This window comes from Paenibacillus sp. NPDC056933, assembly GCF_042674385.1.
Classification (GTDB): Bacteria; Bacillota; Bacilli; order Paenibacillales; family Paenibacillaceae; genus Paenibacillus.
Window position 1 is genome coordinate 137,234 of sequence record NZ_JBHUQN010000006.1, and the last position, 12,511, is coordinate 149,744.

The 12,511-nt window shown below is 48.3% G+C and carries 10 protein-coding genes; 1 reads left to right on the forward strand and 9 read right to left on the reverse strand.

The window, feature by feature from the left end; translation table 11 throughout:
• Nucleotides 1-75 precede the first annotated feature (75 nt).
• From ACFTRD_RS28670 to ACFTRD_RS28685, 4 genes are all read right to left on the reverse strand, one after another.
• Nucleotides 76-2,985 carry a glycoside hydrolase family 2 protein gene (locus tag ACFTRD_RS28670; protein ID WP_379386130.1) on the reverse strand — a complete coding sequence of 970 codons (2,910 nt, stop codon included), beginning with the start codon at nt 2,983-2,985 and terminating at the stop codon, nt 76-78.
• 230 nt (nt 2,986-3,215) lie between these two features.
• A complete protein-coding gene (locus ACFTRD_RS28675) occupies nt 3,216-4,826 on the reverse strand; it encodes a response regulator (RefSeq protein WP_379385937.1) in 1,611 nt (536 codons plus the stop codon).
• The gene (locus tag ACFTRD_RS28680) at nt 4,819-6,609 is read right to left on the reverse strand and encodes a sensor histidine kinase (RefSeq protein WP_379385939.1); all 1,791 of its coding nucleotides are present in this window, start codon (nt 6,607-6,609) and stop codon (nt 4,819-4,821) included. Before ACFTRD_RS28680 ends, ACFTRD_RS28675 begins: the two co-directional genes overlap by 8 nt.
• 149 nt (nt 6,610-6,758) lie before the next feature.
• Nucleotides 6,759-7,937, reverse strand: coding sequence for an MFS transporter (locus ACFTRD_RS28685; protein ID WP_379385941.1), 1,179 nt, complete (start codon nt 7,935-7,937; stop codon nt 6,759-6,761).
• A gap of 144 nt (nt 7,938-8,081) precedes the next feature.
• Between ACFTRD_RS28685 and ACFTRD_RS28690 the strand changes: the two genes are divergently transcribed.
• Nucleotides 8,082-8,693, forward strand: a complete 612-nt coding sequence (locus tag ACFTRD_RS28690; protein ID WP_379385943.1) for a TetR/AcrR family transcriptional regulator — start codon at nt 8,082-8,084, stop codon at nt 8,691-8,693.
• Nucleotides 8,694-8,807: 114 nt separating this feature from the next.
• On the opposite strand, the gene ACFTRD_RS28695 is transcribed toward ACFTRD_RS28690, so the two are convergent.
• The 5 genes from ACFTRD_RS28695 to ACFTRD_RS28715 all read right to left on the reverse strand — a co-directional run bounded on the left by ACFTRD_RS28695 (nt 8,808) and on the right by ACFTRD_RS28715 (nt 12,339).
• On the reverse strand, nt 8,808-9,230 hold the full coding sequence (locus tag ACFTRD_RS28695) for an OsmC family protein (RefSeq protein ID WP_053780142.1): 423 nt from the start codon (nt 9,228-9,230) through the stop codon (nt 8,808-8,810).
• Nucleotides 9,231-9,248: 18 nt separating this feature from the next.
• Nucleotides 9,249-9,995: an amino acid ABC transporter ATP-binding protein gene (locus tag ACFTRD_RS28700; RefSeq protein ID WP_379385945.1), complete on the reverse strand. Its 747-nt coding sequence runs from the start codon at nt 9,993-9,995 to the stop codon at nt 9,249-9,251.
• 16 nt (nt 9,996-10,011) lie between these two features.
• A complete protein-coding gene (locus ACFTRD_RS28705; protein WP_192270882.1) occupies nt 10,012-10,656 on the reverse strand; it encodes an amino acid ABC transporter permease in 645 nt (214 codons plus the stop codon).
• A gap of 31 nt (nt 10,657-10,687) precedes the next feature.
• Nucleotides 10,688-11,521 (reverse strand): substrate-binding periplasmic protein, encoded by an 834-nt coding sequence (locus ACFTRD_RS28710; protein WP_379386132.1) that lies wholly within the window; start codon nt 11,519-11,521, stop codon nt 10,688-10,690.
• A gap of 185 nt (nt 11,522-11,706) precedes the next feature.
• The gene (locus ACFTRD_RS28715) at nt 11,707-12,339 is read right to left on the reverse strand and encodes a TetR/AcrR family transcriptional regulator (RefSeq protein WP_379385948.1); all 633 of its coding nucleotides are present in this window, start codon (nt 12,337-12,339) and stop codon (nt 11,707-11,709) included.
• Between the last annotated feature and the right edge of the window lie 172 nt (nt 12,340-12,511).

The following is a 12,511-nucleotide window of genomic DNA, read 5'->3' on the forward strand; positions in this document are numbered from 1 at the left end:
ATGCGAAAACGTTTTATAGAAATCGGTTACTTCATAAAAATTGCAAAAGAAAAAGGACCTCAGAGGTCCTTGGATTTAGAGGGCAAAACGGATGGTATTTAACTTCACAATACCCAGCAGTTCGCCTACAGATATGGAAGAATCGGGATGAAATTGATCTCCGAGCAGATATGAGATCATCTCCTGAAACAAGTAAGCTACCTCGGGTCGTTTCATTAATGATATATTCGTAAATGGCAATGAGGATACGAGTAATTTTCCCTTTCCCACCTTTGCCTCAAAGGCATAGGTAAGACGCTTCCCTCGGTGAAAATGATCGATCACTTCAATGAGTGGCTGTACACCATCTAATGTATCCAGACATATTGCTGGTGTACCATTCACCAGATGGTACCAGTGCCAATCCGAAGCCCGATCATGCGGGAAGGAGCCGAGCAAAGGTATTGAATCCTGTAAATGCATGCCCATCGTAGCTCCCGGCTGAGTTGCAAACATGAGATAATTCCAGAATACAGGTAGATACTTGGTCTCCACCCGGTCATACAAATCGTTCGAGTTTGTATGAAGCCAGACATTGCCGCCATTGATCAGATAGTCGATGGCGTTCGGCGTAAGCGAATGTACAACGACCAGTTCTTGCTCTCGATTCTTCAATAATGCATTGCCATCCAGATGGTCAACCTGATTATGATTAGCTCCGAGGAGATAGGGTTGCAGCTCGTCAATGCTGTTCCAGATCCGATTGGAAGTGGTGTTCGTCTGATATAAAGGAAACGACCATCCATGCCACATATTGGTGGCAATGCACTCTGAATCCCCCGCTCTCAGCTCTGCTTCTATGTAAAAGGAGGCTGCCCCTACTGGCGGAGCATGAGTCTTCAGTCTGCCTGCGTCGTGTATCTCGCCACAACTCAGCTCCCCGCAGCGCCATTCCCCTTCGTCCAGAATCACATCTTCGCTGACAAGCCGCCAATGAATACTCGCATCGCGTATCGCTGTCTGCCCGTAGTGAGATATACGTGCTTCAATACATATGGACTCTCCAGCATAGAATGTGCGCTCGCTGCAACACAACAGCACCACCACATTTGCATTGTATTGCCTGAATGCTGCAGGTTCAATAATGTCCTTGCTGTCCCAGAATACATCCAGAATACCTGTGGTTGCATGACCCTGCCCGGGAAAATCGCGAATATCCAGCAGCTGTACACCAGCAGCACCTTCAGTACGGCGTACACGTTCCATGGCTTCTTTTAATGAACGAACCAGATGTATTCCACTGGCCTGCTGGAAGTTCTCCAAATCTGCTGTCAGTCCCTTGCGTGACAACGACTCTTCAATCGGCTGCAGCCAGCTCGGACGCAGAACCCCTGTATACTTCTGTCGTTCCTGGGGACGAACATACATCGTAAACTGTGCGTGCTCATGTCCTACAACTGGACGATCCGCAAGTCGGGTTACAGCATGATAGTCCAGGGTCGTATCCGGTATAGCAGACAGCTCGGACTCGAGAGGCGGATGCCAGTTCAAGGATTGGATGTAATAGTCGGCTTCCCGCCCTTGAGCCGTAAGTTGACCAAAGCCTGTATTATCGGTATACAACCGTGTCGGGTCCAAACGCCTCGCCCGCTGTACCAATTCATTCAATTCAGGATGACCATTCGGACCAATGAGTTCATTGCCCATGGAGAACATGACAAAAGACGGATGTTTGTGCAGCGCCTGCAGTAGCCCTTCCAGTTCTTGTATCAGATAGGACAACACTTTGGCAGGTGCGAACTGATCACGTTGCTCGAATAATCGCGACCAATGCGGCAGTTCTGCCTGTACCAGCATGCCCTCTTCGTCAGCAGCATCCCAGAAAGGTTCTGGCGCGCTCCATCCATGCAGACGTACATGGTTAAAACCATACGATTTGGCGATTCGAAACTGTTGAATATAATGCTCCTTATTCCAGACCGGGTACCCCGTGAGCGGAAAAATACAACAATCCACATAACCGCGCAAAAACACCGGTGTGTCGTTTAATTCAAACTGTTGTCCCTTAGCAGCAAAAGAACGCACTCCAAATGTCTCTTCCATCCGATCCAGCTCTTGCTCACCATTATGCAGACTCATCACTGCCCTGTATAATGCGGGGGATTCATCCGACCACAGTGCAATGTCCTTTCCTTTACCTATCTCTAATTGCCAATCCTGTACTTCGCGGATTACTTCACTCATATCACCAGTGGCCTCAACAGATGCAGATACGTTCTGATTGTCCAGTTTCACGTCACAGCTGTAGCGGGGAAGCCACTTTCCGGAAGGATGCTGAATATCCATATGCAATTGCAGTGTTTCACCTGACTGTTCTAAGGGAGCGCTTACAACACAATGAACGGATAATGTGCCTTTTAAACCCTCCGGTTGTAGTTGTACTCGTTCAATTCGGCGTGGAGGCAGACGGTCCAGAAATGCTCCACCTGTAATACCGCCCCAAGTCGTAGCTGTGTGTAACGAATGAATATGACTGCCAGCCAAAGGATACTTCATCGTATTATCCACACGCAGGTCAATTCGATTCATATCCCCTTCCTTCATAAATGAGGTTATGTCCCATACCTGATGGGTCAAAAGACTATCCTGTTGTCCAGCATAACATCCATTGATCCAGAGGTCGGTCGTCCAGCGAACTCCCTTCAGTCTGAATACATATCGGCAGCCCGGATCACCAACCGGAATATGCACATCCAGGGTATACCACGCTGCACCCTCATACTCACGAACTTTCGTCCATGTATCGATCCTTTGATATACAGGCTCGGCACCATATCCCTGTTCCTCCCATGAACCTGGGATCTGAATCTCTTCCCAGTTCATCTGTTCATCACACTGGGAAGGATGATATTGCTTAGGCGAGTACTCCACAGCCTTCGAATCCAGGCGAAATTGCCATGTTCCATTCAAGTTAAACGTGTGACGGAGAGCATTTTTATCGGACATATTCACCTGCTGTCCCTCCTTATACGGATATAGGTACATTCAGTTTAAAATGTCAGGCAGGTGGACACCATTGCTTATAACAGGAAGTCGATGGACTATATCTGGATTTTAGGTTGTACGAATCTCTCGATTACGAAAACGTTTTATTTTTAGTGTTCAGGTTAACCTCGTCCAATGGAGCAAATAAATCCCTGAATGATATAGAATTAGTCCCGATCGAATCATGATCATTACTCTTCCTTAACCTCTTTGGACTGTTCCTTGGATTGCTGCAACCTGGCATGCTCTTGGGCTTGTTTATAAGCCGATGGTGATTCACCTACGTACTTCTTGAATTTGCCGTGGAAGTAGTCCACGTTGGCATAACCCACTCTCGCGGCTACCTGGTGTACCTTTAATCCTTCGTCGAGCAGTTCCTTCGCCTTCTCCATCCGAACCTTGTCCAGAAACGCGTTGAAATACTCCCCGGTATGGTTTTTAAACAACTTGCCCAGATAACTGCTATTGTAGTTGAATACCTCAGCAAGTACCTCCAGTTTCAGATTCTCCCCAGGGTTTCGTCGAATGAATTCAATCATCTGTTTCAGTACCGTATCCTTGCTGCCGCCACCCATCCGTTGAATTAGCCTGTTCAGATGTTCAGCTGCCATGACTTTGAGATCCAGCAACGTTAATTGATGATATACCTCTGTAATAAGAACCGAATGTTCCTGCATAATGGATTGCATATGCTGATTGGTTGCCGCCAGTTTGTTAATAGCCAGTGAAAATACTTGCGAGAACGCCGTCTTAATCGCCTGTTCTGTCTGATGATATGGAACGAAGCGTTCTTCCATCTCGGTAAGCACCCGCATTACGGAGTCATTGCTCCGGATATCTAGCGCATAATACAGCTTGTCCGCCAATTCTGCTTCATCCGGTTCATCACGTTCTTTGTCCCCAGTGTCAACCGATGATCCAATCACATCTAAGTCCTTCTCCCTTTCGTCCCACAACATAACTCGTTTTTCCGCGAACAGAAAACGTCCGCCCAATACACTGTTTGCCTGATTATAAGATTGGGCTACGTCTGTGATGGAGCTCACTGGTTTACCTGCTGCCGCATACATGTGAATAGTCCATTCTTCCAACAATCCTTCAAGCTCTTCATAGAAATTCTGGGCAGATTGCACGGTTAGAATCGGTTCTTTGCATAGTAGACCCAGCCCGGAGTGAAACGAAAATACGATCCCCCGATCCTTCTGGTCAAAAGCTTCCGCCAGTTTGCGTTTCACTACACTTCCACGCTGTAAATCAGGTGCAGCATGCATCTCCATCAGCACAATTTGATACTCCGCCCAGTTCAACCCAAGTGCATTGGCTTCGACGGTTCCTGTACCTTCCAGACGATCAAACAGCAAAGCCTCGATCTGATGCTCACGATAGGCGGTATCCTCACCAGCATGGCGAGCCAGAGTCTCTCGTTCCCGTGTCAACATCGCAGCGATTCGTTCCAACTCACAGATGATTTCCTCTTCGTCCACCGGTTTGAGCAGATACCCATCCACTCCAAAACTGATGGCTTTCTTCGCATAATCAAAATCGGCATATCCACTGAGAATCAAAAAGTGCGAACCCGGATGATGATGTCGGACTTCTTCAATGACATCCAATCCGGTCATGCCGGGCATGCGAATGTCAATAATTGTCAGATCCGGTTCCAGCTCCTCAAAGCGGGTGATAGCCTCACGCCCGCTGGCAGCTGTACCAACCACCTGGAAGCCATATTTTTCCCACTCAATAATGGTTGTCAGTCCTTCACGTATGCTCGGTTCATCATCTACCAAAAACACTTTATACACGCTGGTCCCCTCCTGCTGGCAAGGTGAAAGAAACCTCTGTTCCTTCCCCGTACACACTCGTAATCTGTAACCCGTATGGCTCACCGTAGGTCAACGTCAAGCGTTGATGTACATTACGCATGCCAATCCGGCTCTTCTCCTGTTCTTCCGGTCCACTGATGAACTGTCTCACTTCACTCAGACGTTCCGGCGCAATGCCTGCTCCATCGTCATCGACACGCACCTGGACCAGCTCTTCCTGCAAATAAATATTTATACTGACATTGACCGTGCCTTCTTTATTTTCCAAACCGTGCACGATGGCATTCTCCACCAAAGGCTGAATGATCAACGGAGGGATGTACATCTTTTCCACCTCCGGATCGATATGGATTTGGAAAGCAAGTCGGTCGCCGTAACGGAATTTCTGAATTTCCAGATAGGAACGTACCATCTCCAGTTCGGCCCTGAAGGTCGTTTTACCGCTGCCAATCTCAAGACTCTTGCGCATCAGCTTGCCCAAAAGCCTGACAATATTGGCAATTTCCGCTTCCCCTTTGATATGGGCCTTCATACGGATCGACTCCAGTGCGTTGAACAAAAAATGAGGATTGATCTGGCTTGCCATCATTTTCAGTTTAATCTCTTTCTGCGCGATTTCCAATTGATTGTTCTGTTCGGTCGCTTCCACCACTTGAGTCATCAGTTCGTTAATACTTTTCACCATGTAATTGAACTGCCTCGACAGCTGCCCGATCTCATCATTTCCGTCAATACGGGAGGTGACATTCAGGTCACCCAGCGCAAGCTTGTTCAGATGTTTACTGAGACGCAGCAATCGGTTCGATGTGAGAAATGAAATAATGTATACCAGCAGCAATGCAATGACCAGCACAAGTGTAATGAAAAGCATGCCGATCAAACTAATGGTATTGGCATCTTTGACAATATTTTTGGTAGCAAACACCGAAATGATCTTCAGGCTGTTCATGCTTGATCCAGGACCCAACTCATCAATGACAATGTTGGAAGGCTCCCCCTGAAAATCAGCTTCAATGGTCCCTTTTGCCTGATTTTGCAAATCCACGCCAAAATTCAATTCATTCAGCGTTTTACCCACCAGATCCGTATTTTTGGCCGCAACCACATAACCCTGCTCGTCCGTAATCAACGTCTCGAACGGCTCCTGACGTAACAGTCCATTCAGCTCTTCCTGATTGATCACAATCATCAGCACGCCCTCGGACCGATATTCGGCAAAAGGTACTTTGCGGACCAGACTGAGCTTATGCACAGGATTATCCCCCTTGTCCGGGATGTAAAACCAGCCAATGCTGGTTGTGGTGAGTGCCTTCTGATACCAATAGCTCTCTTTGGTCTGTTCGTCCACCGGAATGAATTCAAGATTGTTGATCAGCGTCGGATTGGTCGAGTAAAATCGGATACCTGCGACCTCACGGTACAGACGCTTGTATTCCTGAAAATCTTTGTAGGCGAGGTAGGCTGAGGTCAGCTCCACAACGCTTTGATATCGTTTATTCACGATCTCCTTCAGCTCATTGTTGAACATCAGAATATTGGAAATATCCGTTGGCACACGGAGCAGTGTGGCGGTCTGACTCTTGATTCTGTCCACGTTATTGATTGTCTGGCCAATCGCGTTATCGAGCGCCTGCTTACGAAAGTATCCAGTCACGGCAAGTCCGATAATCAGTACAGGAATCATGACGACAAGTACATAGGATATGAGCAATTTATGCTTTATTTTGAGGTTGTTGGATGTTCGTATCAGCCTTTTTAACATATCTGCACCTTCCGTCTCTTATAAGCGCTTACATATAGGGAGCAGGATATTCTGTTCCTGTGCTTCCAATTTATCATACCACATAACAGCAAAAGCCCTGCAAGAGGGCTCCAAAAAAGGCTGTATGTGCAGAAGCTTAAACAAGAAGCTTAACGGCTCCGGAATGGGCGAAATCCATATCCTTTGGCACGCCATGCAACAATTAGTGCCGCCAGTGATAAAACCAAAATGGCCCAGCTAAAGGAAGATGTCCCCCATTGATTCAGAAGAACACCTCCCGCCATTCCGCCAATCGCAATAGCCAGATTCCAAACGGTGGTATTAATCGGCATAACGATATCCACTCCCTGCTCCCCGGCAGCTTGGGCAAGTGCGGTCTGCAACAGTGTAGCAGCGCCACCAAATGTCAGACCCCACAACGCAACAGAACCAAAGACAACGGCAGCGTGCTCACTCCAAAGACCCAATACAAGCGAGATCAGCGCAAAGCCCGCAAGACTGATGAGAACCAGCATACGCAACCACCGATCAATGAGGATACCTGTAATCCAAATGCCCACCAATGCCATCAGGCCAAATAGAAGTAACATGAGTCCAACCTTTGATTCCAGACCGACATCGGCGAGGAAAGGAGCAATATAGGTGTACAGAATATTATGAGCTAGCATCCAAGCCAAAACGACAGCCAAAATGGAAATTACACCAGGGGTGAACAGCACCTGTATTGCAGAGACGCGCTTATCAGCTGACTGCCCTGGATAATCGGGGACTTTCCAGAGCACCCAGAAAATCAGTACAAATGCCAGCAATGACATCAGCCAGAATACCGAGCGCCAGCCCATAAAAGAACCCAGCAGCGTACCCGCCGGAACACCGAACGATAAAGCAATCGGTGTTCCAATCATAGCCACAGCCATGCCCCTGCCCTTGAGATGTTCAGGCACCATGCGCAGTGCATAACTGCCAATCAGGCCCCAGGAGACACCGGCAGCGACACCTGCGAAAAAGCGAGCGGCAAGTGTCAGTACATAGTTGGACGAGAGGGCTGTAATGGTGTTGAAAACAAGAAAGCCGATAATCGACAAAAGTAAAAGCGGACGTCTTCGCCAGCCCCCTGTCATCACTGCCACAGGTATGGCGGCAACCAGCGACCCAACAGCATAAAAGGTGACAAGTTGCCCAGCCCCTGCCTCAGAGACCTGCAGCCCTTCTTTGATTTGCGGCAGCAATCCCGCAGGAAGAGTTTCGGTCATAATAGCAATGAAACCTGCCATGGCCAAAGCCAGCAGCCCTAACCACGGAAAACGATGAGAAGATGTATCAGACATCTGTGCAGCTCCTTTTAAGGTAGAATAGAACAAGCAAACGAATTATGGATCGATCATTCCTTATATTATTCAGCTCGCCTAACCTTGTCAATGACTTTTGGATCGATTAGTATATAATTAAGAAAAACAAGGGGGGAATCTCTTATGGCAAGAACTGGACGCCCGCGTATTTTTGATCGGGATGAAGCCCTGTTGCAGGCGATGATGCTCTTTTGGGAGCAAGGGTTTGAGGCCACCTCATTACTTCAGCTTCGAGCAGCGATGGGGGGGATTTCAGCAGCCAGCTTCTATGCAGCCTTTGAATCCAAAGAAGCTCTGTATAAAGAAGCGGTAGAACGATATATGGGTACGTTTGGACGTGTCACGGAAAGCTTCTCGGATCTCACGCTGTCTCCAAGAGAAGCGATTGAAACAACTTTAAGAAGTACCGCCAAAATGCAAACAGACAATGCACATCCAACGGGCTGTTTAATTGTGCTGTCAGCCAGCACATGTTCTTCCAGGAACCAGCATATCCGTGACATTGCCGCCGAGAAAAGAAAGCTGACTCGCAATCGCCTGCAGGATTGCATCCAACGTGCTGTGGATCTAGGTGAAATTCCTGCTTCCACGAATGTCGCCATGCTGACCACTGTATTTGATACCTTTATGCAAGGCATTTCTACACAAGCGCGGGACGGCGTCCCTTTTGCAACGCTTGATCAGGCCATCACGGAAGTTATGGGCATCTGGGACGTTGCTCAACATCCAGCCTGACCTGTTTACTGACTGTTACTCACTGACTGTTACCCGTTAAGGTGTTAAAAAAGCCAAAAAAGGCACTCCCGCGATTGGAAGTGCCTCTTCAGTATACCATTTACTCATGTGCCGTTATGGACGTGGTGTGTCTACCCCATTCAAAATCAACTTGGGATGTATATCTGCGCTAAGTGAAGCGGAAACTGCACAATACTTCTCTTCTGCCATCTGGATGGCTTTCCAGATCCGGTAGTCCGGGATATCGCCGTCCACCTTGAAGATCAGGTCAATGGCAGTAAAACCTTTCGGCATACCTTCACTACGTGTACCTTGTGCTTCAATCTCGATTCCTGTAATTTTGTCCAGGAAGGCGTCCAGAATCATTGTGATATCGATCCCCATGCAGCCTCCGAGACCTGCCAATAACAATTCCATGGGTGTAGCACCCTTGCTGTCACCGCCATAGGCAGCTGTGGCATCCATGCCAACTGCGTAACCGGAGGGTCCTTCGGAAGTAAACGCGCGTTTGCCTTTCCATACGGTTGTTACATTCATGATGTTTATCCTTCTTTCTTAGAATTCAGTAATTTGCTGCAAAAATTTGCGTGTCCGCTCCTGGGTCGGGTGTTCAAAAAAGGCCTGCGGACTTGCTTCTTCCACGATCGATCCATCCGCCATAAAGACAATTTTATTAGCCACATTCCGGGCAAACTTCAACTCATGTGTAACGACCAGCATCGTCATCCCTTCCTGTGCCAGCTCCTTCATTACGGAGAGCACTTCCCCCACCAGTTCGGGATCAAGGGCTGAGGTAGGTTCGTCAAACAGCATCACTTCAGGCTCCATGGCAAGCGCGCGGGCGATCGCTACGCGCTGCTGCTGTCCACCAGACAAACGGGATGGATATGCATCCTGCTTGTCTGACAGGCCGACCCGATCCAACAGAATCCGGCCGCGTTCGGCTGCTTCATCCCGCTTGATTTTTTTCACTGTCATGAGACCTTCCATCACATTGCCCAGCACTGTCTTGTGCGGGTACAGGTTGAACTGCTGGAATACCATGCCCGTCTGGCGACGGATCTCCAGCACCCGTGCCCGCTGAACTCGCTGTGCATCGGCACTGTCTACGACAACACCGTTCACTTCGATCTTCCCGCCGGATAGCTCTTCCAGTCCGTTCAGACAGCGCAGCAACGTACTCTTGCCTGAACCACTGGGTCCCAGTAGAACAACGATATCCTTCGCATCGACATGCAGATCTATATTTGTGAGAACTTCATTTTCCCCAAAACGTTTGGTCAATCCTGTTGTTGTAATCATCGGTTCTCCCCTCCTATCAGTAAGCCCGGGCCAGCCGGCGCTCCACTTGTTCCAGAATGGCCGAGAAGCCGATACTCATGATCCAGTAGATCACGCCAATCGCCAGATAAAACGGCATGTTAACATAATATTGCGCTACCAGCAGCTGTGCCGAGCGCAGCAACTCCGTAACCCCGAGGGCTGCCACAAGTGATGTCTCTTTCAGCATCCCGATAAACGTGTTGCCCATCGGCGGAATCGCAATGCGCACTGCTTGAGGGAATACAATCCTTCTCATGGTCTGAGCCGGTGTCATGCCTGTAGCATAAGCAGCCTCCGTCTGCCCTTTCGGTACAGCCTGAATGGCTCCCCGGAACGTTTCAGACAGAAATGCACCCGCATTAAGACTAAGACCGAGACAGGCCGCCGTGAGCGAGCCCAAGGTCACTCCATAATCGACCAACCCATAATAAATAACGAATAATTGCACCAACAGCGGGGTCCCCCGCATGATGGATACATAGAATCGGGCGATCAACCTTAGCCAAATCGGTCCTTTCAGACGAGCGATAGCGACGAGCACTCCGATGATAAAGGCAAAAAACATGGAGATCACAGTTACATATAGCGTATAGTAAGCCCCCTTCAGAAAGAAGGGGATATTTTCAAATACAAGTTCCATACATCAAACTTCCCTTCGCCCTGCCGGTTCATTATTGCGCAGGCTCTTCACCAAACCATTTTTTGAAGATGGTATTGTACGTACCGTCGTCCTTCATGCCTTTCAGTGCATCATTCAGTGCAGCCACAAGTTCCGGGTTGTTTTTGCGAACAGCGATGCCCGCTTGGTCACTCTTGATGGGTTCGCCGACTGCTTTGATGTTGAAGCCGTTCGCATCTACAATCGGTTTCAGTGCATACAGGTTGTTGATTGTTGCGTCGATCCGTCCAGCGTCCAGATCTTTCAATGATGTGATGACATCGTCATAGGTCTTGATGGTGAAATCACCGACTTTTGGCAGCACTTCGTTACGCAGATATGTCTCATCATTCGTGCCGAGGCCTACACCGATCGTTTTTCCTTTGAAGTCTTCCAGCTTGGTGATATTATTATTTTCTTTTTTCACGATGATTTTTACGTCGTTCGTAATATAGGGATCGCTGAAATCCAATACTTTTTTGCGGTCATCGGTAATCGTCATCTGGCTGATAATCGCATCCAGCTTTTTGGATTGCAGACTTGGTGTGAGCCCGGAGAACTCCTGAGATACAAACTCAACCTTTACACCAAGACGCTTGGCAACCTCGCGCGCGATATCGGCATCGAAGCCGTCCATTTCTTTCTTGTCATTCAGGAAGTTGTATGGAGGATAGGTTCCCATCATGCCGACTTTCATGGTACCAGCGGATTTAATCTGTTCCAGTTCATTGTTTGCCTGTGCTCCATTACTGCTTCCATTGTCCGTCGCTTTACTGCCACAAGCGCTCAGTACCAGTACCGTCATTAGCAGCAGGGCTGTTAAAGTCCAGCCTTTGCGAGATTTCATTCCATATGTTTTGTTCATGTCGTTAACTTCCTCTCATGCATGTAGTCATGTCTTGTTGAAACTTCCGTTTCTTGTGTCTTGCGTCCTTAAGCTGCAGTTGTATCCATTATTCCCTGCTGCTGGCTTAATCATGTGAATATTTAATCCTGTTATCTGAAAATAAACCTGCGGAGCCAGCACCTCCTCTATGTACCGAGCAGTCCGTAAAACTCAAAGCTTGCCGCCTCCGCAGCGAGTGTTGTCGCTGACATTGATGAGAACTCGCTGTGAAGCTCCTCCGAGCCAAACAGCCAGCGGGTAATCATGCCTTCAATCATGCTAACCAGCAGCGCAGCGCGAAGTGGTACATCCATGGACTTCGGCAGCATGCCCAGCTCAATAGCCCGCTGCATGTTGTGGCGAAACGCCTGCTCCACCGCCCCCCGTGTCTCCTCGACCAGACGGCGTACCGAATCCTCCGACACAATACCTTTAAGCAACAATTCCATAAAATAACGATTGTCCTCTGCAAAGGAGAATAAGTCGGTAAACAGCCGTTCCGAAGCTCTCACCATATCCTCAACCGACCCGGCATCCTTGCGGTAACCTTGTCCAATCGCTTCAAGCAGCTTCTCCCTGCCGGTTAATACAATCTCCGAGGCAATGGCCTCTTTACTCTTGAAATGCCAGTAAAAGGTGCCTTGTGCTACGCCGGCTTCGCGGACGATATCGGAAATTTTCGTCTGATGATAGCCTTGGGTCGCGAAACGCTCCATCGCTATACGTATAATTTGGTCCCGGCGTTCTTCTCCGGGTTCCAAATGGTTGATTTTGGACATCTGCTTACCCTCCCGATTGATCAGTCAGTCAGTTAATATATATCCTATGGGATAACTAGGTTTTTGTCAATATGGTTTTAAACAATCCATTACAAGCATAAGTTGAAGTTGTACGCATTTGATATCATAATAGGTGATAGCCTTGTTCAAACGAACGGGCATTGTCACGCAG

What these genes read in the sequence shown, in the direction of transcription:
- ACFTRD_RS28670 (WP_379386130.1), bottom strand. Translation starts at nt 2,985, where the DNA reads ATGTCCGATAAAAATGCTCTCCGTCACACGTTTAACTTGAATGGAACA.
- ACFTRD_RS28680 (WP_379385939.1), bottom strand. Translation starts at nt 6,609, where the DNA reads ATGTTAAAAAGGCTGATACGAACATCCAACAACCTCAAAATAAAGCAT.
- ACFTRD_RS28685 (WP_379385941.1), bottom strand. Translation starts at nt 7,937, where the DNA reads ATGTCTGATACATCTTCTCATCGTTTTCCGTGGTTAGGGCTGCTGGCT.
- ACFTRD_RS28690 (WP_379385943.1), top strand. Translation starts at nt 8,082, where the DNA reads ATGGCAAGAACTGGACGCCCGCGTATTTTTGATCGGGATGAAGCCCTG.
- ACFTRD_RS28695 (WP_053780142.1), bottom strand. Translation starts at nt 9,230, where the DNA reads ATGAATGTAACAACCGTATGGAAAGGCAAACGCGCGTTTACTTCCGAA.
- ACFTRD_RS28700 (WP_379385945.1), bottom strand. Translation starts at nt 9,995, where the DNA reads ATGATTACAACAACAGGATTGACCAAACGTTTTGGGGAAAATGAAGTT.
- ACFTRD_RS28705 (WP_192270882.1), bottom strand. Translation starts at nt 10,656, where the DNA reads ATGGAACTTGTATTTGAAAATATCCCCTTCTTTCTGAAGGGGGCTTAC.
- ACFTRD_RS28710 (WP_379386132.1), bottom strand. Translation starts at nt 11,521, where the DNA reads ATGAAATCTCGCAAAGGCTGGACTTTAACAGCCCTGCTGCTAATGACG.
- ACFTRD_RS28715 (WP_379385948.1), bottom strand. Translation starts at nt 12,339, where the DNA reads ATGTCCAAAATCAACCATTTGGAACCCGGAGAAGAACGCCGGGACCAA.